Source organism: Vibrio sp. nBUS_14, assembly GCF_051201655.1.
Lineage (GTDB): Bacteria > Pseudomonadota > Gammaproteobacteria > Enterobacterales > Vibrionaceae > Vibrio.
The window spans coordinates 174,030-195,826 of record NZ_CP179207.1; the positions used below are offsets into that span (position 1 = coordinate 174,030).

18 protein-coding genes and 5 pseudogenes are annotated in these 21,797 nt (G+C 43.5%); 16 read left to right on the forward strand and 7 right to left on the reverse strand.

The genetic code is table 11. The annotated features are described in order from the left end of the window. Positions 1–127: 127 nt before the first annotated feature. The 4 genes and pseudogenes from tnpA to ACMAZD_RS18360 form a co-directional block, all read left to right on the forward strand. Positions 128–439 (forward strand): IS66 family insertion sequence element accessory protein TnpA, encoded by a 312-nt coding sequence (gene tnpA / locus ACMAZD_RS18345; RefSeq protein ID WP_016767112.1) that lies wholly within the window; start codon positions 128–130, stop codon positions 437–439. Next, positions 436–789, forward strand: a complete 354-nt coding sequence (tnpB, locus tag ACMAZD_RS18350) for an IS66 family insertion sequence element accessory protein TnpB (protein ID WP_016785808.1) — start codon at positions 436–438, stop codon at positions 787–789. Before tnpA ends, tnpB begins: the two co-directional genes overlap by 4 nt. A gap of 59 nt (positions 790–848) precedes the next feature. Continuing rightward, positions 849–2,375 (forward strand): IS66 family transposase, encoded by a 1,527-nt coding sequence (gene tnpC, locus ACMAZD_RS18355; RefSeq protein WP_435250098.1) that lies wholly within the window; start codon positions 849–851, stop codon positions 2,373–2,375. Between the two features lie 64 nt (positions 2,376–2,439). Then, positions 2,440–2,553, forward strand: a pseudogene (locus ACMAZD_RS18360) (IS110 family transposase); the annotation flags it as partial. Between the two features lie 380 nt (positions 2,554–2,933). On the opposite strand, the gene ACMAZD_RS18365 reads toward ACMAZD_RS18360, so the two are convergent. The 3 genes from ACMAZD_RS18365 to ACMAZD_RS18375 all read right to left on the reverse strand — a co-directional run bounded on the left by ACMAZD_RS18365 (position 2,934) and on the right by ACMAZD_RS18375 (position 4,901). Beyond that, positions 2,934–3,344 carry a cytidine deaminase gene (locus ACMAZD_RS18365; protein ID WP_102267048.1) on the reverse strand — a complete coding sequence of 137 codons (411 nt, stop codon included), beginning with the start codon at positions 3,342–3,344 and terminating at the stop codon, positions 2,934–2,936. Positions 3,345–3,512: 168 nt separating this feature from the next. Then, positions 3,513–4,127, reverse strand: a complete 615-nt coding sequence (locus ACMAZD_RS18370; RefSeq protein ID WP_435250099.1) for a hypothetical protein — start codon at positions 4,125–4,127, stop codon at positions 3,513–3,515. Positions 4,128–4,235: 108 nt separating this feature from the next. Next, positions 4,236–4,901, reverse strand: a complete 666-nt coding sequence (locus tag ACMAZD_RS18375; protein ID WP_435250100.1) for a hypothetical protein — start codon at positions 4,899–4,901, stop codon at positions 4,236–4,238. Between the two features lie 299 nt (positions 4,902–5,200). On the opposite strand from ACMAZD_RS18375, the gene ACMAZD_RS18380 reads away from it, so the two are divergent. The 9 genes and pseudogenes from ACMAZD_RS18380 to ACMAZD_RS18420 form a co-directional block, all read left to right on the forward strand. Beyond that, on the forward strand, positions 5,201–6,157 hold the full coding sequence (locus ACMAZD_RS18380; RefSeq protein ID WP_435250101.1) for an integron integrase: 957 nt from the start codon (positions 5,201–5,203) through the stop codon (positions 6,155–6,157). A 109-nt stretch (positions 6,158–6,266) separates the two neighbouring features. Then, positions 6,267–7,166 carry a homocysteine S-methyltransferase family protein gene (locus tag ACMAZD_RS18385; RefSeq protein WP_435250102.1) on the forward strand — a complete coding sequence of 300 codons (900 nt, stop codon included), beginning with the start codon at positions 6,267–6,269 and terminating at the stop codon, positions 7,164–7,166. Positions 7,167–7,278: 112 nt separating this feature from the next. Next, a complete protein-coding gene (locus ACMAZD_RS18390; RefSeq protein WP_435250103.1) occupies positions 7,279–8,289 on the forward strand; it encodes a Gfo/Idh/MocA family protein in 1,011 nt (336 codons plus the stop codon). A 9-nt stretch (positions 8,290–8,298) separates the two neighbouring features. After that, positions 8,299–9,803: pseudogene (locus tag ACMAZD_RS18395) on the forward strand (SgrR family transcriptional regulator). 134 nt (positions 9,804–9,937) lie between these two features. Next, the gene (locus ACMAZD_RS18400) at positions 9,938–10,336 is read left to right on the forward strand and encodes a DUF1090 domain-containing protein (RefSeq protein WP_372195866.1); all 399 of its coding nucleotides are present in this window, start codon (positions 9,938–9,940) and stop codon (positions 10,334–10,336) included. Between the two features lie 852 nt (positions 10,337–11,188). Beyond that, positions 11,189–12,772, forward strand: coding sequence for an SgrR family transcriptional regulator (locus ACMAZD_RS18405; protein WP_435250104.1), 1,584 nt, complete (start codon positions 11,189–11,191; stop codon positions 12,770–12,772). 617 nt (positions 12,773–13,389) lie between these two features. Beyond that, entirely contained in the window at positions 13,390–14,127 is a 738-nt protein-coding gene (locus ACMAZD_RS18410) for an AraC family ligand binding domain-containing protein (protein ID WP_435250105.1), read from the forward strand. Beyond that, entirely contained in the window at positions 14,114–15,307 is a 1,194-nt protein-coding gene (locus ACMAZD_RS18415) for an IS91 family transposase (RefSeq protein WP_435247018.1), read from the forward strand. Before ACMAZD_RS18410 ends, ACMAZD_RS18415 begins: the two co-directional genes overlap by 14 nt. Before the next feature lie 167 nt (positions 15,308–15,474). Further along, positions 15,475–15,618 (forward strand): annotated as a pseudogene (locus tag ACMAZD_RS18420) (helix-turn-helix domain-containing protein); the annotation flags it as partial. An 88-nt stretch (positions 15,619–15,706) separates the two neighbouring features. Here the strand turns inward: ACMAZD_RS18420 and ACMAZD_RS18425 are convergent. Further along, positions 15,707–15,928, reverse strand: a pseudogene (locus ACMAZD_RS18425) (glutathione synthase); the annotation flags it as partial. A gap of 174 nt (positions 15,929–16,102) precedes the next feature. Next, the gene (locus tag ACMAZD_RS18430; RefSeq protein ID WP_435250106.1) at positions 16,103–17,038 is read right to left on the reverse strand and encodes a LysR substrate-binding domain-containing protein; all 936 of its coding nucleotides are present in this window, start codon (positions 17,036–17,038) and stop codon (positions 16,103–16,105) included. A gap of 120 nt (positions 17,039–17,158) precedes the next feature. Between ACMAZD_RS18430 and add the strand changes: the two genes are divergently transcribed. Continuing rightward, positions 17,159–18,157, forward strand: coding sequence for an adenosine deaminase (gene add / locus ACMAZD_RS18435; RefSeq protein ID WP_435250107.1), 999 nt, complete (start codon positions 17,159–17,161; stop codon positions 18,155–18,157). Positions 18,158–18,275: 118 nt separating this feature from the next. Then, positions 18,276–18,413: pseudogene (locus ACMAZD_RS18440) on the forward strand (maltose acetyltransferase domain-containing protein); the annotation flags it as partial. Positions 18,414–18,462: 49 nt separating this feature from the next. Here the strand turns inward: ACMAZD_RS18440 and ACMAZD_RS18445 are convergent. Together ACMAZD_RS18445 and ACMAZD_RS18450 are read right to left on the reverse strand one after the other, a co-directional pair. Continuing rightward, positions 18,463–19,002 carry a disulfide bond formation protein B gene (locus tag ACMAZD_RS18445; protein ID WP_435250108.1) on the reverse strand — a complete coding sequence of 180 codons (540 nt, stop codon included), beginning with the start codon at positions 19,000–19,002 and terminating at the stop codon, positions 18,463–18,465. A gap of 9 nt (positions 19,003–19,011) precedes the next feature. Next, positions 19,012–19,167 (reverse strand): DUF5993 family protein, encoded by a 156-nt coding sequence (locus ACMAZD_RS18450; protein WP_004736852.1) that lies wholly within the window; start codon positions 19,165–19,167, stop codon positions 19,012–19,014. Between the two features lie 333 nt (positions 19,168–19,500). Here ACMAZD_RS18450 and ACMAZD_RS18455 point away from each other — a divergent pair, with 333 nt between their 5' ends. Next, positions 19,501–21,762 carry a hypothetical protein gene (locus tag ACMAZD_RS18455; RefSeq protein WP_435250109.1) on the forward strand — a complete coding sequence of 754 codons (2,262 nt, stop codon included), beginning with the start codon at positions 19,501–19,503 and terminating at the stop codon, positions 21,760–21,762. The last annotated feature ends 35 nt before the right edge of the window (positions 21,763–21,797 follow it).

Sequence of the window (21,797 nt, forward strand, 5' to 3'; positions counted from 1 at the left end):
CTGCAATCATTATTGATAAATGATCGTGGGATCACACTAATTAAAATGTAAGCGCGTCATAAACCCCGCATTCTAATCGCCTAGCGCGAAGAATAAGATCAAGTCTCCAACCATAAGGAGATTTGAAATGGGAAAACGACACACTAATCAAGAATGGCAAACGCTCATCGAGCAATCTGAATCGAGTTCATTGTCAACGCTTGCATTTTGTAAGCTAAATGAACTCAACCCCTCGACGTTTTACGCTAAGCGCCAGCAACTCAAAAAAGCAGATGTCTCTCAAGGCTTTGTACGGGCAGAGATCGTCGAAAAGACAACGAAATATCAAGCTCAAATAGCCACCGCTAACATGACACTTCTCATCAATGATGTGGAGTTGAGCATTCCTCAAGGCACGCCCGCTACCTACCTGGCAGAACTCATTGGAGCCTTGTCATGAAACATATGCTCAGCGCACCAGAGATTTATCTGTATCGTGAGAGTGTCGATTTTAGAAAGTCCATCAATGGCCTCGCGGCGATTATCGAAAGTGACACCGATTTACCCTTGGGAAGTGGCGCACTGTTCCTGTTCACCAATAAACAGCGCGACAAAATCAAAGTGCTGTACTGGGATAAAACTGGCTTTGCGCTTTGGTATAAACGTCTTGAAAAAGCCAAGTATAAATGGCCTACAAAAGAGAAAAATGAAGTGTTTACCCTGACTCAATTCGAGCTTGATAGACTGCTTTCTGGCTTCACGATTATCGGCCATAAACCCGTTCAAATAAACGATTTTACAATGACTTAATCGATAATAAAGCCTTATCTACCAAGCGTAAATGGTATGATTTTAGTATAATCAATGCCATGAAAAAGACGCCAGATATCAACCCAGAAAGCCAAGATGTTGCCAAGCTACAAGCGATGGTGAAAGCGCTGATGGCGTCAGAAAACCAATGGAAACAAGAGCGTCAATCTCTGCTTGAGCAACTCAAACTTGCTTTCGACCGCCAGTTCGCAAAACGCTCGGAGGCGTTAAAGCCTTACGATGAATCTCAAGGTGACCTCTTCAACGAAGTGGAATGTGAAGCCGCTAAGGGAGAGGTGGTTGAGGTAACAACGACCACAACGAAGAAGCGTGGTAAACGCAAGCCACTTCCAAAGACTTTGCCTCGTGAGGTTATCGAACTCGATTTAGACGACCATGAAAAACAGTGTGCATGCTGCCAACATAGTCTGCATAAAATCGGTGAAGACCGCAGTGAGAAACTTGAGTTCTCACCAGCCGTGCTCAAAGTGCTGGAATATGTTCGTCCTAAGTATGCTTGTCGTCAGTGCGAGCAAACTGAAGACAAAAGCCACATCGTTCAAAAGCCAGCGCCCCAGAGCATCATCCCTAAAAGCTTCGCGACAGAAAGCTTGCCAGCCAACATCATCCTTGGCAAATATCAATACGCAATGCCACTGTACCGCCAAGAGTCGCTGTTTACCCAGTCGGGTATCGAGCTATCACGAACCACGATGGCAAGGTGGGTTATCCAAGTCAGTGAGAAGTTCACACCGCTGTATGCGGCCTTGAAAGAGCATCTACTCCAACAAGTGGTGGTTCAGGCAGATGAAACGCCGCTCAATGTCCTCAAAGAAGATAAACAGTGTTATATGTGGCTCTACTGCTCGGGCGCAGACTCGCCCGACGCTGCACTGCCGAATGTAAAGAATATCGCCTTGTACGACTATCAAAACAGTCGCGCGAGGGCATGCCCTGTTGCCTTCTTGGGGGATTACAGTGGTTATCTGCAAACCGATGGCTATGGTGCCTATGATGGTCTTCATCACGTAACCAATGTTGGTTGCTTGGCACATGCACGGCGTAAGTTCATGGATGCTAAGAAGCTTCAAGGTAAAGGTAAGTCAGGCAAAGCAGATAAAGCGCTAGCCAAAATCCAGAAGCTCTATGGGATAGAATCGCGCTTAAGAGGTGCGACTGTCGAAACACGAAAAGCAGAACGTCAACTGCATGCCAAGCCGATACTGGATGAGCTGTACGAGTGGATGACGACTCAACAAGTGCTAGCGTCTAGCTCGCTGGGCAAGGCGATAAAATACACGCTCGGCCAATGGCCGAAACTTATCCGCTATATCGATGACGGTCATTTATCTATCGATAATAATCGTGCTGAACGCGCCATTAAACCGCTGGTCATTGGCAGAAAAAATTGGCTCTTCTCGAACACACCAAATGGTGCTGATGCGAGCGCGATGCTTTACAGCATCGTCGAGACGGCGAAAGCCAACGGCCTTATCCTCTACGACTACATGGTCAAGTGCATGAAAGAGCTTGCGAAAGCTGAGCCTGATATCGATGCGCTCCTACCTTGGAACTTCAAACATTAACAACATCGCCTCGTGGGTTCATGGGGCGTTTACATTAAAATCTAGAATTGGCTGCGGAATGACGGTTCTAGAGCGGAGAGGAATGAACCGAGCGATAGTGGCACTTGCCGCGAAGAACGCACGAATTATATGGTCGCTTTTACACAATCAAACAGAATATGAAAACTATGCTGCCTAAGTAAAACTTAAGCAGCATAAAGAGTTAAACCCACCGGGTCATTGCAGACGCTAATGATGGAGATAGGTTAAGACCACTTGCGGAGAGCCTGTTAATGCGGCGGACACACTAGATGTCACCTAACGAATAAGGCACCGCAGTCGCGCAAGTCATCAGGGCCACGACGTATGCGAATCGTCGATAAGTAGGCCGAATGTAGAGCGGCAGTCCAAAACCCATCAACATAAGTTTAGCGGATGTTTGACAACCGGGGGAATCCATGTAGCCGCGTTAAGTAGTGAGCAACGCCAGCCACCCAACCTAAACCATTGCACCTTAAACACTTAACCCAACTTTGAATGCAAAATGCCAAGTGTTGGGAATCTGTCTTAAATGTCTTGTTATAGCGCTTTGCCGTTTACAAGTGACCAATGATGAGGCATTAATTCTCGTATAGTTTTGAAAACCAATGCATTATCTGAAGTCGTAATTGCTGCTTTAACATCCCCACCCCAGTGGACAAGGCGCTCTTGGCAAACCCCGCATGGTGACAAGATTAGAAACTCATCGTTCTCATTTTCACGACACAGACATAATGAGTGAGTCACTCGCTCATTGAGTTTGTGAGCCTCTAAATACGCTCCCACTTCCATGCATAGGGAAAGAGCATCGTTTTGGGTATCAGGAGCAACGCTTGTTAATATTTTTCCTGACTCTGTTCTAATAGCTGCGGCACCACCCCAACCCGAAGGATATCGCATATTTACTAGTTCTACTGCCGCTTGATAAAGCTCTTTTTCGATACTTTCCATCACCATCCATCTTCAATTTTATCGGGCGCTATAACGCCTTGTTAACTAGTGACAAAACGTTGCCACTAAACCCTGTTTGAACACCTTAATTACAACAACTAGCCATTACGAAAATGCCGAGCGTTTTGGAATCCAGTTGAACAATTTGTTAGCCCTGTACTGAAATTTTTAGCTTAACTCTAATTCAGCTCTCATTTGGCTGATGATGTCTTGTTTTAAAACTTTAATTTCTTCACCTTTAGATTTCATTTGAGAAGCAATCGGTGAGTCAAACTCATCTGCGGTAAAGCCTTGCTTGAACTCTTCAATCCAAAGTGGAGACAACTCAAGTAACTCTTGATGTAAAGATTCAAACCTAGTCGTTAACTCGAACAACTTCGGAGAGCCTAATACTTGTAGAGTCGTGGCCTCTTGAGTTGCTTTTCTATGAGCTGACTGTATTTTAGAAGGAAACTCGTTCACAGACGCTTGAAACTCGATCAAAGCTTCATGGGAATTATTTGATTCCAATAACTTCCGAAATTGCTCTTTTAGCGTTACTTTTGAAAAGTGTTCGTATTCATTACCTGTTTCTTGTGATGCCTCTTCGAATTTTTTAAAGTATTCAGAATATACTTTTGTTCTGATTTCTAGAATCCGGTCGGCACGTTCACGCCGAGACTTGAGGAAGTGTAAAGCGAAAGGAACTATGACCGCTGAAACTAAGACTGAAATAGCAGGAACTAGAACTTTGGGTTCAAGCCAAGAGTTACTAAAGACAGTTTGTACTACTTCTACTGACATGCATATTTCCTATTAAGGGCTAACGCTAAACTAACCCGCATGAGACCTTGGCATAGACTTTTGCGAAGCAAAAATGCCAAGCGTTGAAGTGTCGGGTTTAGTGCCTTGTTAGTTGCGTACTTCAATCATACGCTCAACACTCTTACAGGCCTTCACTAACTCAGGCTTTAATCGAGAGGCCAAAATATGATTTCCCCTGAGAAATGTACTGAATTGAACTCGCATGATTGGGTCTGCCGTTTTTATTGTATAAATCGCAAGTTTCTCTCTATTTACCTTTAACGCTGAAAATTGAGTTTGTAACTCTTCGCTTTCTCCATGATAAAACTCATACTTGTCATGAAGCCTTACTAACTCTCTCCATGAAGATCGCTCACTTTCAATTGCAAGGTCAACTTTAGAATTATCTAAGGCGGATAACAGGCAATTTTTATCATCGGGGATTGATTCACATAGTAACTCAGCCTCTCTTAGCCAGCGTCTTAACGACAACTTCAAGTCCAAAGCAGCATCACTAATTTTTGGCTTCTTCCAATCATTCCTTACTTGTATAAGAAAATATAAAGTGCATAACGTTCCGAGAGCTGATAGCGAACCAGCAAAAGCAATAACTCCATTGATGTAATTGGCAGTACTTTGATTTTCTCCGCCACCTAAACCATAGCCGACTCCTAAAGAAGCGACCAAAGATAGACCTACAATAATTCCAAGCAAACTCTTCAATACATAACCCTCGGTTTTCACCTTAGCAACTAACATTTTAATATCGTGCAAGCACGAATCCATCCGCTTAACATATCAAAAAGATCCCTCATAACCAACTGAATGATTTGCATTTAATATAAAAGTGGGTCTAAACATTCAGGGTGAAAACGTGCAAGCACACAGTGCCGCCTATGTAACGCTCATTATCATTCTTAACTATCCAAAAATACCACTATCAATCAATAATTTAATATCAACTCATTGTTCAATTCGTGCTCATTCAGAGTTAAAAACCACTCTTTTTTAAGTCATTAATTTTTCAACAAGCAATAAACTGTTTGTGTGTACAGTTTTTTGGAGGGGGATATATGGCGAGTCAATTCATGCAGGCAATTTGCGAACATATGACGATGCGGGGCTATAGTCGCAGGACAATCAAAGCCTACAGTTATTGGATTAAGTACTACATTCATTTTCATAAAATGAAACACCCTGAACAGATGCATGCAACTGAGGTTGTGTCCTTTCTTTCTCATTTAGCTAATCAACAAAAAGTCGCCATCAATACTCAAAAGGTTGCCCTCAATGCTCTAGCCTATCTGTACAATCAATTTATTAAGCAACCTCTAGGTGACTTAGGGTTCAGCTATGCAACTCGGTCTCGAAAAATTCCTAGCGTACTCAATCATGCCGAAGCTATCTCGGTGATCAATGAAATAGTCCCTAAATATCAACTGTTTTTTCGCTTGTTGTATGGTTCAGGTTTGAGAGTATCTGAATGCCTGAGGCTTCGAGTACAAGATATAGACCTAAAACAAGGGTCTCTCACTGTCCACGATGGCAAAGGAAATAAAGATCGAGTCACAATTTTAAGCTTTTCACTCACTGAGGCTATTCAAGACAAAATTTCACAAGTTGCTGAGCAGCTTGCTAAAGATAACTTGAATGGGTTTGGGCCATCATTACCACATCGATTAGGTAAAAAGTACCCGAATGCCTATCGACAACTTGCTTGGATGTATCTATTCCCATCAAAATCCGTCACTCAACACCCAGAGTCGGGGATCGTATGCCGACACCACCTACACGATTCGGTGCTCCGAAAAACACTGAAGAAGACGACTAACTTTAATAAATTGCGCCACAAACAAATTAGTTGTCATACTTTCAGGCACAGTTTTGCCACGCAACTTCTAAAGTCAGGCTCCGATATCAGAACCGTTCAAGAGCTACTGGGGCACAGTGATGTTAAGACAACTCAAATATACACTCACGTTATTGGGCAACACTTTAGTGGCACGATCAGCCCGCTAGACGGCCTATAACGAAACTCCCTCATCGATAGCTAAACCTTGTCTTGATGGCTTCTGTCTGACAAAGTTGTCTGATATGGTGGCGGCAGAACTTCAGCAATTGTTTTAGATAGTATTGAATATGAAAACACTCACCATACTTGATGGCGGCATGGGCCGAGAACTCAAAGAAATTGGCGCGCCATTCTCACAGCCTCTTTGGAGCGCTCAAGCACTAATTGAAGCACCCGAATTTGTCAGCCAAGCGCATCAAAACTTTGTCGATGCAGGTACTGAAATCCTGATCACAAACAGCTATGCGTGTGTGCCTTTTCACTTGGGTGACGATCTCTTCCAACAACGAGGCTTTGAGCTAGCAGCACTTTCTGGTGAACTGGCTAAAGCGGTTGCTGACAATGCCCCTCACGCTGTAAAAGTCGCGGGCGCGATTCCACCGCCATTTGGCAGCTACCGACCTGACTTGTTCAGGATAGAAGAAGCGGCGCCAATCATCCAAACCCTTTACGATGCCCAAGATCCAAACATCGACCTTTGGATCGCGGAAACGATTGGTAGCCTGAAAGAATTCGAATCCATTCATGGGGTACTTAAGCAATCAACGAAACCGTGTTACTACGCCTTTAGCTTAGAAGATACCAAAGGCGATTCTGCGTCTATTCGTTCTGGTGAGAGCGTAAAAGAAGCCGTCAAACTGGTATGCCAGTCTAACGCGACAGGCATCATGTTTAACTGCTCGGTGCCCGAAGTGATGGATCAAGCGATTATCGATACCAAACAGGTAATGGATGAGTTAGACCAAGAGCTAGAAATAGGTGTTTATGCAAACAACTTTGCGCCGATCAGCAGTGAACATGAAGCGAATGACATGCTTCAAGAAATGCGCGAGTTAGGTGACCAAGGTTACTTAACCTATGCAAAACGCTGGCATGCCCTTGGCGCGAATATTATTGGCGGGTGTTGTGGCATCGGACCAAAACATATTAAAGCCCTAGCGGATTGGAAACTATCCACGCAAAGCTAAAGCGCCACTTCGATTGGAATAATAAAAATAGAGAACAGTTTGAAAGATCTGTTCTCTATTTGTATGTGAGCCAACTGAGTACACTGGACCAAATCAACGATTGGAGTAAGTGATGAGTGACACGCAACGTAAGATAAAATGGGGTATCGCAGGGCTCGGCAATATCGCGAATAGATTCGCAACCGCGCTAACAGAGCACTGCTCATTTGGTGAACTCTACGCGGTGTCAGCACGCGACCAATCAAGAGCGGATCTGTTTGCTGATAAATTTGGTTGCGACAAGGCTTATGGATCTTATGGAGCCATGGCTCAAGATCCCAATGTTGAAGCAGTGTACATTGCGACAGTTCACCCTTATCACAAATCTCTAGCAAAACTATTTCTAGGCCATAACAAGCACGTATTAGTAGAAAAACCGGCCTTTACTAACCTTGGTGATTGGTTAGAAATGAAAGCTCTGGCAGAACAAAATGGTGTGATGTTGCTAGAAGCGATGAAGACCGTCGTGTTCCCTGCTTATCGTGAGCTCATCTCATTCTTAACCAACAACAAGATTAAGATTGATTCAATAGAAGCCAACTTTGGTAATGAGCACGACTACGACCCTAAACTGTTTATCTTCAACCCTGATTTAGCCGGCGGGGCAACACTTGATGTTGGAGTGTATGGCTTGTGGTTCTTCTACGATTTATGTCGCACTCTTGAGATAACGCCTTCTATACCTCAAGTCGAAATGTCGAGCCTCTATGAGGGTTCGAATGTTGATACCGATTCATGCTTCCAGTTCTCTGGAGAGATCAACGCGACCATATCGGCTTCGACGGTAAGAAACCTGCCACGTGCAGCGCGATTAACGGGCCCAGATATCGCCATTACGATTAAAGAGAAGTGGTGGAACCCAGCCCATATAACGGTGGAGTACAAACAAGAAACCTTCACCATCGAGCACCCCGTTCAAGGTAATGGGTTTGAGTATCAAATCGAGCACTTCTCGCAACTTGTATTAGAGGGACAACTTGAGTCTGATATCCTAAGCTCAAATATAAGTGCACAGGTTCTTGAAACCATGGAAAAAGCGCTCGCTGATGCAGGCTACCAACACTTAACTCAACCTAACATTTAGGAATTCGAATTGGGCAAGCTAAAGCGCAAGCTTGAACTGTACGAAAAGATATTTCAGGTTTTTGGGCCTGGAGTATCACGCTGCCAAGTCAGTCAAATCGCAACGCTTCTACATGTGAGTGAGCGTCACGTTCAAACACTACTCAAAGCAATGACAGCGCAAGGCTGGATTGAGTGGCAAGCCAGTTCAGGACGCAATAAAAAGGCACAACTCACGTGTCTGATTGAACCGATGGAAGCGTGCTACCAATACGCACAAAGCCAAGCAGATTCCGGCAACATCGAGCAGGTCTTCAGCACCTTAAGCTTCAATGGACGCAATGCTGGTACAGAGCTGCAAGCCTTTCTAAATAGCGCTAGTCAATCGGCGCAGAGCGTCGCATATATTCCCTTTAACCGTGAGCTCGAAACACTTCATCCTCAGCGTGTACTAAGACGGACGAGCGTTTCTTAGTGATGCAAATTTGCCAGCGTCTCACCTCGGTACAACAAGGCAAATTATGTGGCGACTTGGCTTATCATTGGCAACCCAATGAAGATGCAACGATCTGGCGTTTCCAAATTCGTAATGGTGTGCAATTCCACAACGGCCGAACACTGGAAGCTCAAGACATTGCACACTGTCTGACTTTGCTCTCTTCAAGCAAGTTATGGCATCGCTGCTATCAACATATTGCTGCAGTCTCTGCGTCTTCAGGTAACATCATCACAATTAAACTCAGCAAGACGGATTGGCATCTGCCCCGCTTGCTTGCCAGAGCCGAAGCATCGATTTTTGAGCCTAATTTTGTCGAGAGGCTGGTCGGTTCAGGTCCGTTCTCATTGGCGATCTTCTCAAACAAGATGCTAAGACTGAACCGCAATGATGCGTATTCAAGTCAGGTTCCGATCCTAAATCGAGTCGAATTATGGGTTTACCCAGAGTGGGCAGAGAGTAAAGCGTGTGCGCAAAATCAGGTGTGCGTAAAAATGCCTGAAAAGACACTCAAAGTTGGCGAATACTACTGTGGACATGCTCAAGCTCACGGCTCTACTTTTTTCAAAATTCAAAATCCAAAGTTGTCTTCTCCCAACCGAACATTCACCGTTGAAGACACCTCGGAATGCCAAGCTTATTTCAAGCAATCTTCAGAGCCTGGTGAGACTAAGCTCACCGTCGAGTATGGGGATTTTTTAACGATAAGAGACGCGGCTTTATGCAGTATTATCGATGAAAACCACTCATTCTCTTCTTGGTTAGGCTTCTTCACCCGTTTCACTTTCGAAGATTTGTCACTACCCGTTGAAATGCTCGCAACCATCGAACAGGCTTTAACCTCAATTCAGTGCGAACCAGACTTTGAGCAAGCCGCCAAAACGCTCTTGAAACTCAAATGCTGGCTATACAAGACTGAAGTTGTGGTTGAGCTTAAGAAAGAGGCATTCAATCTAGAGGTATCTGAAAAAATACACGGAGCACGAGTAAATGGATTCGGTTGGTGTGACCTCGATAAGTTGTGGATTAGCCATATTTGATTCTATCTTTAACAAAGGTAAGTCATTCTACACATAGACTTACCTTTAACACTCCTCTGCCATAAGCAATGCATGCGAGTGTTAAGTTACGAGTAAACTAGGCTCAATCCTACAAAACCAGTAGAAGGTAAATCATGAATCGACACCTAAAAGGCTCAATACTGCTCCTCAGTGCATTTTCTTTTAGCAGTATGGCAAGTACCGAATGCGACGCGCTCAAAGGCTGTGAGAAGAAATTCTGTGAGATCGAATACCAAATAAAGAAAGCGGAACAGTACGACAATCAATACAAAGTCGAGCGATTGACCACAGCACTGAAAGCTACGAAAGAGAACTGCACCAACGAAGGTTTGAAAGACGACCTTCGTGAAAAAATCGAATCCAATGAGGAAGATTTGGCTGAATACCAAGCCAACTTAGAAAAAGCCAAACAAGACGACAGGTCGGACAAAATTAAAAAGTATCAGCGCAAGATAGAAAAAGAGCAGCGTAAAATAGATGACTTAAAGCAAGAACTGTCTGAAATCCCTTAAATCAAATTCGCGCACATCGTAGCGGCTTCAATTAAAAACAAAAATGGTCTTACTCATTCGTAAGACCATTCACAAAAAACTGCTATAAACCAGCATCCACAGTCAACACTACAACACCAATGAGTTAGGCGGAGCAGAAGGGTCAACATGCTTGAAAGCCTCCACCATCATTTGGAAATCGCTTTTTGAGTACCAGTCGATTCGTGTGTTGGTATCCATATTATAAATCTGCGACGACCTTAATTGTCTCTCTCTTCAATATTTATATTCGAGTACGCCAACCGGATAATCATTATGAAGTTTTACAAGCTCAGTGGTAGCTAAGGAACCTTTATAGCTGAAGCCATATTTGAACCTGAAAAAATGCAACCACCACTACCATCAAAAAGTATTTCAATCTACTCACATATGGTTGCACAAAGTTAAGAAGCTAGAGTTATCCTAAACCGTTAACATTGAGATATGTCAGATTTATCATTTGTAACACACGTCGTTTACACTCAGCACCCGCGAACTATGTGTATTAGCAACGATTCTTCAGTTAGTAAAACAGGAACAAACTCTATAAGTGTTCCGGTTTTGTCTTTCTGAAATCATTTAGCCTGTCTATGCTTTCATTCATACAGGTAAAAAAGATGACAACTTATGACTACATTGCAAAGTTCATTCAATCAACTTATCAACACGAGAAAACACGGGGATTGCTGGCTCGGATTTTCTATATGACACCAGCGCAAAGAGTGCAAAGGCTCAATGAAATATTTGACACTAACAAGTTTTGGGAGGATACACAGAGAGAGAACCGTACTCGAATGACTCAACGAGAACAGCCCAATGAAACTGCGAAAATAAATGAATAAACGTAAACTAGAATTGTACGAGGACCTGTTTCAAAAAATGGGTCCCGACACGAATAAGGTGACGATTGAACAGATCGCTACCGCCTTTATGTGCAGTGAAAGGCATACCCGAACTCTACTTAAACAAATGTCCGAAATGAATTGGCTGACTTGGGCTCCAGCTAGAGGACGAGGCAAAAGAGGGCAACTTAACTGCGTCGTAGAACCAATCGATGCTTGTTACGCACAAGTAGATAAAGCTATAGAAAGCGCAAAATATGAACAAGCACACCAATTAGTGAGCTTTAACAAACGAGATGCTGCAGTCGGATTAAAGCAATATTTGGAGCGAACATCTAGCCAAAATGAGAGAACTATCTACGCTCCATTTCACAGAAAGATAGGACCACTACACCCTCACAACTCTATAGAGCGAACTGAAAGACATCTAATTCATGAAGTTTTTCAGACTTTAGTCACCTATGACGGGTCAGAGCTTATAGGAGATCTTGCGCATCACTGGGAAAGTGATAAAGGCCATATGAATTGGACTTTTCATCTGAGATCCTCAGCAATTTTTCATGACCAATCAGCCGTAACAGCAATAGATGTTGTTGAAAGCTTAAAAGCCTTGTCTCTATCTGTGTACTGGCAAAGGTTATACGATCATATTAGCGACATAGAAATAGCTTCGTTGTATTGCATTATTATCAGATTGAAAACCAAAGACCCTAGCCTACCTCTGTTGTTGTCCAGAGCTGAAACAGCAATTATGCCTAAACATAGTATTTATCAGCCAGACATGAGTTACTTGCCCATAGGATCTGGGCCATTTCTTGTTGAGGTTAACTCAACTCGAGTTCTTAGGTTAGCACGAAATGACCAATACAGCGGCCAATGCGCATTAATTGAAAGGATTGAACTTTGGATTCATCCGGAATGGGAGCAAGACAAAAAGTGCGCTGAGAATTTCTTCTTTCTTGATGGTGATGAGAACAAATACAAAGTATCAACGAGTGATATTGGTTACTTTTTCATTTTACTTAATCATAGTGAGCTCCAAACCACTTCCATCAAAAATTCACTAATCAATTTATTTCAATGCAATGACCAATCATCATTTGAATGGCCATTTCCCATATCGTTCAGCTATGAGAACAACAATGAAAATCGCAACTTTGCTCGTAAGTTAGTGCGTGTCAATTCATCCATAAGTAAAAAGCCTATTGGTCGTCAGCATTCATACGGACGTGCTGTACCTAACCAAGACTTGGCTATTGGTGGGATTCGATTAGAGGGAGATCGAGTTACAAGCTTGTTTGCTTTTTTCAAGCTTTACCCTTTTTGGAGTAAAAATCTAACTTGGGAGCAGCATGATAATTTAGCTAACACTTTAAACATCATACGTAAAACTGAGTCCCCTACTCAGAGAGAAACCTTAATAGATGGCCTAATAACTGATCTCTACAACAATAATGTATTTGCGATCTTCAAATCAGAGAGTTTAACGCTAACGGTTCCATCTCGAGTAAGAAATGTCGAAATTAACTCTATTGGTTGGTGCGACTTTGCAAAGCTTTGGGTAAATCCAGATTAAGTGAACCTGTTGGTCATTAGGCGTTACCTGAAGCTCGAAACCTTTGATAATACTACAACACCTATTTCCAAGGTTTTCAAACAGAAAAAAGCGAAGGGAATTCAGTCTATATTTTAGACCTTGATGGTCATATGCACTCAGGCTCAGTTGGGGGGTAGGTTAGAAGCACTTAAAGCGAACCCATACAGCGGAATCATTTGGCTTTACACACAATAGGCGTTTAATTGCTCTTTAATCTAACGCCAGCCCGAAAAAGCAAATTCACTCAACTTACTCTCGCAAACAGCTTAATCGAACTGCCTAAAAAACATTTTACTGCGCCCAATAGTAGGTAAACCAATTGAGAATCTTGTGTCTTTTTAACAATCAATTATCGCAGCCAGCGATGGCTAGGCTCAGAATCGAAATAACGGTACTATAACAAGAATAACCCGCCCAGTACCAAATCAATGGGAACTGGCTCAAGGTAGAATGATTGTTCTACCCATATCAATGAGATCTTCTATAGAGCCTAAAAAGCCAATCACCTTAAATCCATTAACTTGACGCGAAGCGTAGGTGACACTAACCTTGACCTAATAGAAGTATTAAATACAAAAACATTAAGATTAAGACAAATGGCATTTATCGATGACAGCAGTGCTTTTGATGCCGATAGCATTAAAGCAAGCGTAGTGGGAATAGCAGCAGAGCTAGGACAGCATGATTCAGGTATTCATCAGCATCGCAAAGGGCAATTACTTTATGCGCCGCAAGGGTGCATTACCTTAACACTGGATAATGCTTTGTGTATTCTGCCTCCGACTAAGGCTGTGTGGATCCCGCCACATGTTCCACACCGAGCGCAAATGACCAACGTAGTCGCGTATCGTTCTCTGTATTTTGATACCGATGTATTTGAGTGCCCAGAAGAGATCACCACGATTAAAGTTAACGATTTACTGAAAGCGCTGATCAATAAGATCGCATTATGGGAATGGGATATCACGGAGCACAAGACACTCAATACGTCTGCACTTTTTTGGGAAGAGTTTCATTCCTTAACACACCAAACCTTAATGCTTCCACTCCCAACAGACCGACGATTGGCGCGTTTCTGCGCACAAGTCAACCAAGCCGATTTTATCGTCCCCCCGTTGAATGTATTGGCATCATCCGTCGGAGCGAGCAGTAAAACCATCACTCGTCTATTTAAAGCCGAAGCCGGCATGACCTATCAAGATTGGCGTCAACAATGGCGGTTGATGAACCGGCGACGGTGTCGCCTGAGCGGCCTACGGCCGAAAACAAAGAGACTCAACCGACTAGGGTGCTTTACATGGATCGTTTATCCTATAGGTCATGCATCCGAATAAGCCCATCAAACAACTCTTCAATGCCAACGATACTTGGCTGAACTACCTCAATAAGTACCGAGAAACCCTCCGAACCGTCGTCATTGAAAACGTCACCAAGATGCTCGCTTGCAGTACCGCTGCTTTTGGCTCTAAAGAGTATCGATGCACTCATGCTGACTGCACCCATCACAAATACATTCACCAGACGTGTAAATCTCGCTTTTGCAGCAGTTGTGGCATAAAAGCCACAGAGCGGTGGATACGAAAGCAACAACATGTCTTTCCTGAGTGTGAGTATCAACACGTTACGTTGACGCTACCTCACACGCTGTGGCCCATCTTTCGGGATAATCGTTTTCTTCTCAATCATCTCTTTAGCTGCGCAGCCAAAATCTTCTTAGGATGGGCAAAGCAACTCGATATCGATATTGGCGTGTTCTGTGCACTTCATACCTACGGCAGAAAGCTGAATTGGAATGTGCACATCCATTTGTCTGTCACCCGTGGGGGTTTATGTAAGAAGACTGGTCTATGGAAGCCGATTTTCTTTAAAGCTAAGACCACTGAGAAGTGTTGGCGCGGTGCCATCACTCAACTTCTCAGCTCCAATTACTCAGAGTTAGACTTGAGTGGAGAGGACTGCCCTTTCATTCGTAATGAGCAAGATTGGTCCCGATTTTTAACCAGCCAATATTGCCGTCGATGGAAGCTGCACTTTGCAAAGAAAACAGCCAACGTGACGCCAACCATGACTTACCTGGGTCGATACCTAAAACGGCCACCGATATCGGCGTCGCGTTTACGACATAACTTCCAGGGAGGCTTGGTGACGTTTGATTACCTCAACCATAGGAATGGTCGAACGGAATCCCTCATTTTGAGTCCAGAAGCTCTGATAGAACGCATGATTGAGCATATTCCAGATAAGCACTTCAAAATGATTCGATACTTCGGTTTTCTATCAAACCGACGTCGTGGTGAGATGCTCCCTAAGGTCTACGGTGCCTTGGGTGTCGCTCCTAAAGACGCACCTGAAATGCCCGGTTACGCAGCTATGCTGAAAGGGTATGTGAAGGTTGATCCGTTTGAGTGCATTCTTTGTGGGCACCGTTTAACGTTTCTTCGCTTTAGGGCTGGGGAGCCGCTGTCAGAGCTGGTCCACCATGCTCTGGTTCAAGCCCAAATCAGGTCAATTTAGGCGTTTCACAGGATGGGTGTATCTGAAATAGCGAAAACAGCATGAAAGTGTTCAACAAACATCCGTGTTTAGATTGTAGAGCAGAAGTTAGGTCTGTCCGGGACTCATTCTGACGTGAGTTATGCCGCGATTGTTCAGGTCAGGAAACATTGAGATTCCTTACCTTCAAGGCGATCGAGCTACTTGCTCAAAACCGAACGGTTACCGACACCGCGCACTATTTAGAGTTCTCTTCGAACAGCGCCTTCATTGCCTTTTTCAAGCAACAAACCGGACAAACACCCTTAGCTTTTACTAAGTTAGGGACGTGATTGTTTTGGTATCAAAACATAGGCTTTGCTAAGAGCAGATACAAAAAAACCAGAACATGAGTTCTGTTTTTTAAAGATGTTCATTTAATTAGTCAATCAACACCAAAGAATCCAAAATCCCTTTGCTGCTGTGGATCCCGCTTTCATTTTCGCGGGTTGGTTTACTGCGGATCAAGTAGCCTGCGTAACCATCCAGTTCGGTAACTGGCTTACCTTGATAGTAAGCGGTGAACAAACCGATTTCGCTCACCAAATCCTCCACAATAATTTGCTGAGTATCGCGCACAGCGATGGTTGGCGTGCTGGTTTCAAGCGTTCATCCACACTGCCGTGAGCTTGTTGTGGTAACAGTGAAGTTGTCATATATCACATCCAAATAAAAATAGCCCTCAGAATAAGACGAAGCCTAATTCCAAAAGACGAAATAAATTCTATTTATTTCGTCACTAATTTTACTTTCAGAAAAACCAAATTGAAAAACAAATTAACGTGTCTGCTGGATAATCAACTCTCGTAGCCATTTGTGGCTCGGCTCTGAATCGAAGTATTTGTGCCATAACAGGAACAAGCCTCCAGGTACCAAATCAACCGGAACGGGCTTCATCACTAACTCACCGCTATCAATATAATCCCGTACCGAATTGTATGGGTAACACATCAGAAGATCACTCTGCTTACACAGCTTAATGGCACTGGTGATGTCCGATACGTTAGCGGCTTTATTGACTTCCAATTGCTTAGAATTCAGCACCTCCATTAAGAGCCAATCACCCGCACCACCTGTCACCAACTGTATATGTCGATATTTTAAAAAGGTGTCGAGATTCCACTCCTCTTGCAACGCAGGATGGTTATTTCGCATCAAACACACCGAATAATCCAAGCATAGCTCAACGTAATCTAGATCATCAGGAATGCACTGCACATGGGTAGACGCTCGTTCATCCAGCTCAAAGATACCGATACCAAAATCCACTTCACGTTTGAGTAAGCGCTTGAAGCTGTCACTGCTCCAAGTTGAACTATTGATGGTAATGTGAGGCGCATCCGAAAGAGCAGTCGGCATAAAGTGTGGATAGATCGCCGTGTAAGCGGTTTCGACAAGGTCTATAGTGAAGGTACGTTCACTGTCTTTAGGGTCAAAAACTTCGGGAACGGTCAGCTTTTCGATTTGCAACAAGATTTGGTGGATCTTAGGCGCTAACGCGAGTGCTTTGGGCGTGGGGAATAACCCTTTGGATTCTCGCTCAAACAGCGGGTCATCAAACAAAGCTCTGAGTTTGGTGAGCTGTTTACTTACTGCAGACTGGCTCAAAAAGAGTCGCTCTGCCGTCTTGCTCACACTGCGTTCTTCAATCAGAACGTGTAAGCAAAGCAGCAAATTCATATCGCATTTAAGTAAGCTTTTAACATCTACCATGATATTCCCTAAATTCAGGTTAATGATGATTAATTGTCACTTTAAATCATATCATTGTCTTGGTAAATTTAGCGCATGTGAGTTAAAACACTCAAAGAATAATAGAATTAAGGAATACTCATGGATTTTCTAGCACTACCAAAGATTGATTTACACTGCCACCTAGACGGAAGTGTTCGCCCAGATACGATTATTGACCTAGCAAAACAGTACAATATCGAATTACCTGAAGATCGCGATACGGTTGTTCAATCTCTAACGGTGCCAGAAGATTGCAAAAACCTAGATGAGTACCTAGCTTGTTTCAGCCTGCCACTACAAGTAATGCAGACTGAAGAAGCGATTGAGCGTATCTCTTTTGAGCTTTACGAAGACGCAGCACTAGAAAATGTTAAGTACCTAGAAGTTCGTTTTGCGCCAATCCTACATGTGAACAAAGGTCTGTCTCTTGATACGATCATTGCAAGCGCAGTAAAAGGCATGAAGCGTGCTGAAGAGAAATACGACATCAAAGGCAACTACATCATGTCTGTGCTTCGTATGTTCCCTAAAGACTCTATCAAAGACGTGATCGACGCAGGCCAACCCTACTTAGGTAAAGGTGTTGTTGCGTTTGATATCGCAGGTGGTGAAAAGCCAGGTTTCTGTGCTGAATTCCCAGAATACACACAATACGCACTTGAAAAAGGCTACCGCATTACAGTTCACGCTGGTGAGCAATGGCATGGTCAAAACGTTTACGATGCAGTAACTATGTTGGATGCTGAACGTATCGGCCACGGTGTTCACATCCAAGGTAACGAAGACGCATACAACATCGTTAAAGAGAAGCAAGTTGCACTTGAGACTTGCCCAACAAGTAACGTTCAAACCAAATGTATTCACAAATTCAGCGACCACCCAATTGCTGAATTCAAAAAAGACGGCATCGTTGTAACGATCAACACAGACAACCGCACTGTGTCGAACACGACCATGACCAACGAAGTGAAGCGTGTGTGTGAAACATTCGGCCTAACAAAAGAAGATTACGTAGAAATCTACAAGTACTCTGTCGAGAGCGCGTTTGCTTCAGACGAAGTGAAGCAGCATTTAATGGGTTTTGTTAAGCAAATCTAATTTAAGCAACTTTGATTGCTAGCTAGAGAAATAGGAAGAGAAAGGCTGAGGCTTTTCTCTTTTTTTATATCCGTTTATCCGTATTCAAAAACCCACGTTGACTAGTAAGATGCAGACAATGAAAACAGAGCTCGAGAAAATGCTGTCCGGCGAAATTTTTGACGGTGCAGACCATGAAATAGGCCAAATGCATACGCACGCTAGCAAAGCGTTGTCAGACTTTAACCAATGTTCAGCTGCCACTCAACAACAAAGCCACAGCAATAAGCTGTGGCTTTTCTTTTCACTATAAACTGACTCGTCAGTTAGTTAAGCAGCCAATAACTCACTGGATTGTCTGAACACTGATAAGGTCCACATTCAACAAAAGTAGCGATAGCATTGAGTGCAACCACAACGATGGCTAATAAGCATGCCACACGTCCCAAGTTGCTCATCTTATAAGCTTCTTGCGACGACTCTTTGTTAGTCAATATTAAAATGACGGCAACCGCTAATATGGTCGCAGCAAATAACACGAAAGCCCATGTGTAGTAGTGCATTCCAAAGATAGGACTACCATAGCCAGGCGTACCTGGAATTACATGTAATGAGACCTGCCTTAGTGAAGTGGCAACACCATATAAGGCGCCGATCAAAATAATGCCATAGTGCCGAGGTTGAGGCCCATAAACCACATTCAACATAAAGCCAAACGCAACCATCACGAAACCGATACGTTGCAATAAACACAACGGGCAAGGCAACTCATGAAGAACAAACTGAAGGATAAAGCCTATCAACAGAACGGCTGTCATGCCGAGTAGGCCTAGCGTATTTAGGAGCGTTAACTGATTTCGATTCATGTTAGCTCCTTACAATAAAATGGGTAATGAATCAGTCGCATGGTGATTAAACCAATACAACCCAAGGATCACGGAGCCCGCAAAAAAGCCATAAGCCGCGGTCTTCTTGTCGAAAAAAGCGCATAACATCGCCACGAGTAATAGTAGAAACAGTAAAGACATCATAAGAGGTATTCCCTCGCTATTTATTAATTTCAGTCATATTGAACGTCATAATGAAGATCCACACCTACGCCCCAAACAGCATTCAAAATCGGCAAATCTATTGATTACAGATTAAAAATCATCAATTTAATACTTGTTAGTAAGCGTTAACTTGTCAAGTTACCACAACTAGTAAAGCGCTTCCACGAACAGGAGATGCAAATAACACGCCGAATCAAGAAAAGCGTGCGCACCTCAACATCAGGCATGTCACGAAACAGAACACAGATATTACGATTGGCTACACTTACCAAACAGGGATAACACTTAAAGAGTGAATGGCTAGGAAACATAATGAAAACAACACGATTAGTCTCTGCCCTATTTCTTACCAGCCTTACCATTCCCAATATTGCTTGGGCCAACTACGCGATCGTTCTACCCGGCCAACATGAGCAAGGGATCGACTTACAAGGTAATGAAATATCTGCCCACGATGTAATTAATTGGGAGATCAACCATAACGATTTGATATTTGGAGTTAATGCTAACCAAAAACTTAAAACCAAAATTCCGGCGGTTGGCTACATGTACAACCAAAAGCTAGAGTTAAACTCAGGAGCACTCGAAGACAAGATTAGAGAAATAGCAGAACGATACGGCATCGATTACGAAGATTTCTTTTTACACTTTTCAGAAGACACCATCCTTGCAGAGCCAAACTCAGCTCATGGCGAGAATACCCTGTTAAATCGTAAACCCATGCTTGTGGGTTATACCGCAGACGCAATGCACGCTGGTTTTGCCCTTTACCAACCACCTCCTTGGGATGCCGATGTCTTTGAACATTTCCAACAAGGTGGTGCACTCTACCTATACCACTCAGAACAATTCGATAGTGTGGAGTTTCAGTTTTCACGTTTTGCACAAGGTGGGAACTTTTGGATTGAATATCCTTCAGAGGTGAACACCAACAATCAAGTCACTGCATGGTCTCATCTTGTTATAAGTGAAGATAACACCGAGAACATGATTCAAAACCAAGCGGTTAGCTGGCAAGTGCCCTCTGACTGGGTAAGAGCAAGCACTCATGATGGTAGTGGTAAAAGTTATGGTGGCGGCCAATATTTTGGCTCCTCTTTTGTCCGTGATGGTGGGCGTTTATACGTAGTTAGAGTGCGTTGGCAAGGTCAGGGCAGTGATATTCGACCCCGTTTAAGTCGCATTCAGTTCACAGATAGCTTTCCAAGAATTGCTATAGAGAACTTACCGTTGAAAACCATGAAGCTTGGCTCTAGAAAAACTAGCCAAAAGCCCCCTAGCCATGCACCAAAACATTGGCGAAAAATTCGTGGCTTCGACCAATCGGCCGACCTTAACCAAGACAACTACTTGTCTCCTGCTGAGTATAAAAATCGAAGCAACACATCTGCCACCGCTCGGTTCCGTTGGGAATCTCGTGTTATTCCTTTTGGTCGAATGTGGGACCAGAACTCATCATGGTCGCTAACCAATTTGGTAAGCCCGGGGCTATTAATAGCAATGGGCAGTTATTATGCTCAATATTGGACACAACAAGGGCTAGATGGCGCCTACAACGATGACACCAACAAGCTTTTAGGTAGCAATCAATTTGATATCTACTCTGGTGGAAACATCGCTGAACTTGGTGTTATCGCAGGCTCAATTGATGCTAATGAACGCTACAAACAACAGTTTTCCGCCTTGCTCAAACGATTGACTGCCGTTATTGACAAACCGTTAATCGGGCTCAATATTGGAACGGCCAACCTTTATGGTAGAAATGGGCAATCGCACCTTTTGGGTGCAGGAAACCTGTATTTCAGGGAGCACTATATATTCCCGTCTACTGGCTTTAGCGGCTATAGCGGACTATCGAAGTTTTGGGATAACTCAGCACTCGCCTATTCAGGTTCAAAGGTCATCCAACAAGCGACTACGCGCTATGGACGCGTACAATACTTGGGAAACAACCAAGAAAATTGGCAACAAGACCAGTACTCAACTATCGTAATCTATTACCTTAACTACCACCCAGGACGCAGCTACTTCAATCAGTGGAACAGTGATTACGTGTATGGGAGCAATAACACCACAACAGATAATTTCTGGAAAGATCGCGTACCCAAAAATATGGCTTACCAACCCACAGCACTACTCAATATTGATCTGGGTATGCCTTCAGCTATCATTCCAAAGGGCTTTCAACCACTTACACTGATGCTCTCGACTCACTCTCCACAGCCTGAGGACTACACGATTGTCGGTAACGCTTCGCAATCTCAGGTCGCTCATCAAGATCTACCGGATGAAAAGGTTTTACTACTACCCACTCATGCCTACTTCCTTTATCAATCAGATAAACAGGTTGTAGAAGGCGGCCCAGAAGACATGGTGATTGCCAGAGAATTTGAGCATGGACGCGTTCTCTATCGCACCGATTTTTATGGTAGAAATGCTGACTTTTATGCCGCAGAGAAAATCTCTATCCGATTAGACCCACCAATGAAGCCCGTAAGTGCTGATGGCAGAGTAGGTGAATATATAGATAAAGTGCAAGTAGGTGGTTACCAAGGTTTGATACTACTTTACTGAAGCAAATCAAACTTAAAAAGGTCACCATAAAACAA

Coding starts and splice junctions, on each gene's coding strand:
- tnpA (WP_016767112.1), top strand. CDS start 128: ATGGGAAAACGACACACTAATCAAGAATGGCAAACGCTCATCGAGCAA.
- ACMAZD_RS18400 (WP_372195866.1), top strand. CDS start 9,938: ATGAATCGACACCTAAAAGGCTCAATACTGCTCCTCAGTGCATTTTCT.
- ACMAZD_RS18450 (WP_004736852.1), bottom strand. CDS start 19,167: ATGATGTCTTTACTGTTTCTACTATTACTCGTGGCGATGTTATGCGCT.
- ACMAZD_RS18405 (WP_435250104.1), top strand. CDS start 11,189: ATGAATAAACGTAAACTAGAATTGTACGAGGACCTGTTTCAAAAAATG.
- ACMAZD_RS18415 (WP_435247018.1), top strand. CDS start 14,114: ATGCATCCGAATAAGCCCATCAAACAACTCTTCAATGCCAACGATACT.
- ACMAZD_RS18455 (WP_435250109.1), top strand. CDS start 19,501: ATGAAAACAACACGATTAGTCTCTGCCCTATTTCTTACCAGCCTTACC.
- ACMAZD_RS18410 (WP_435250105.1), top strand. CDS start 13,390: ATGGCATTTATCGATGACAGCAGTGCTTTTGATGCCGATAGCATTAAA.
- ACMAZD_RS18380 (WP_435250101.1), top strand. CDS start 5,201: ATGGCGAGTCAATTCATGCAGGCAATTTGCGAACATATGACGATGCGG.
- ACMAZD_RS18430 (WP_435250106.1), bottom strand. CDS start 17,038: ATGGTAGATGTTAAAAGCTTACTTAAATGCGATATGAATTTGCTGCTT.
- add (WP_435250107.1), top strand. CDS start 17,159: ATGGATTTTCTAGCACTACCAAAGATTGATTTACACTGCCACCTAGAC.
- tnpC (WP_435250098.1), top strand. CDS start 849: ATGAAAAAGACGCCAGATATCAACCCAGAAAGCCAAGATGTTGCCAAG.
- ACMAZD_RS18445 (WP_435250108.1), bottom strand. CDS start 19,002: ATGAATCGAAATCAGTTAACGCTCCTAAATACGCTAGGCCTACTCGGC.
- ACMAZD_RS18385 (WP_435250102.1), top strand. CDS start 6,267: ATGAAAACACTCACCATACTTGATGGCGGCATGGGCCGAGAACTCAAA.
- ACMAZD_RS18390 (WP_435250103.1), top strand. CDS start 7,279: ATGAGTGACACGCAACGTAAGATAAAATGGGGTATCGCAGGGCTCGGC.
- ACMAZD_RS18370 (WP_435250099.1), bottom strand. CDS start 4,127: ATGTCAGTAGAAGTAGTACAAACTGTCTTTAGTAACTCTTGGCTTGAA.
- tnpB (WP_016785808.1), top strand. CDS start 436: ATGAAACATATGCTCAGCGCACCAGAGATTTATCTGTATCGTGAGAGT.
- ACMAZD_RS18365 (WP_102267048.1), bottom strand. CDS start 3,344: ATGGAAAGTATCGAAAAAGAGCTTTATCAAGCGGCAGTAGAACTAGTA.